General features: G+C 43.1%; 1 protein-coding gene. It reads right to left on the reverse strand.

The genetic code is table 11. The annotated features are described in order from the left end of the window. Window positions 1–587 precede the first annotated feature (587 nt). Window positions 588–897: DUF2787 domain-containing protein (locus FTW16_RS20055; RefSeq protein ID WP_146492263.1), on the reverse strand; the 310-nt coding region annotated here is incomplete at its 5' end.

Consider the following 897-nt stretch of genomic DNA (forward strand, 5'->3'; position numbering starts at 1 on the left):
TTGTGGTCATTGTGAATCCTTAGTTGGGTGTCTATGAACCATCACTGATGGCATTAGGATAAGGATGGGTGAGACAAATAACGTCTCATTCAAATAGCGGATAATGATTATGTGAAATGGGCTGTATATTTGAATTTAAATGACCTTGGGAAAGGCCATTATTTATCCTTTGCTGCTTCTAGAATTTCACTCAGTAGATAACCTCTGTTCATCAACTCAATAGTGGCTAAGAGCCGTTTTAGGTGGGCCGAAGAAAGGCGTTGAACGAATTCAAACAGTTCGTGATCTGAGCTTTGCTCTACCTCCTTTTTAAAGTGCTGATACTGTTCATTAAGGTAATGACAACTCGCGAGAGCGACTCTAATGAGCGCTTTTGTGAGCTGCTCTTTCAAAGGGGGGATATTGGGCATGGTTGGTATCACTTATCGGTAATGTCGTGATAAGTCGTGGGGTGGGAGTCAATGATGAAAAGTCATTCAGGCCCTGCTACATATAGGGTTAGCTCTCTCCGAAACACGACTTTTTGATGTCTGTAGTGGTCCGGTGCCTTTGTATCGTGACATAGACCCGGACGGGTTGTTCTCTCATTACGAAGTGATAGATATAGAGTCAAACGCTTCCATATCGATGTAGTTTAAGAAGTTATCCTGCCAAAGCTCGAACATCTCTACAGCGGAATAGTTGCCCTTGATTGGGCTCCATCCCCCGAATTCTGTAAAGAACGCTTGGTCTCGAAAATCAAAGTCTAGACATCGCGTCAATTCTGGATACACATTCCCAACGTAAGCAAAATCAGTGATGTATTCGACATTCCATAGATCACTGGAGATCTGTGTCATCGCGATTTCAACAGGGTGAAATCCACCAGCCTCTGAACTGTATGAACTATCTCGAAAG

The organism is Vibrio sp. T20 (assembly GCF_007858795.1).
GTDB lineage: Bacteria > Pseudomonadota > Gammaproteobacteria > Enterobacterales > Vibrionaceae > Vibrio > Vibrio satsumensis.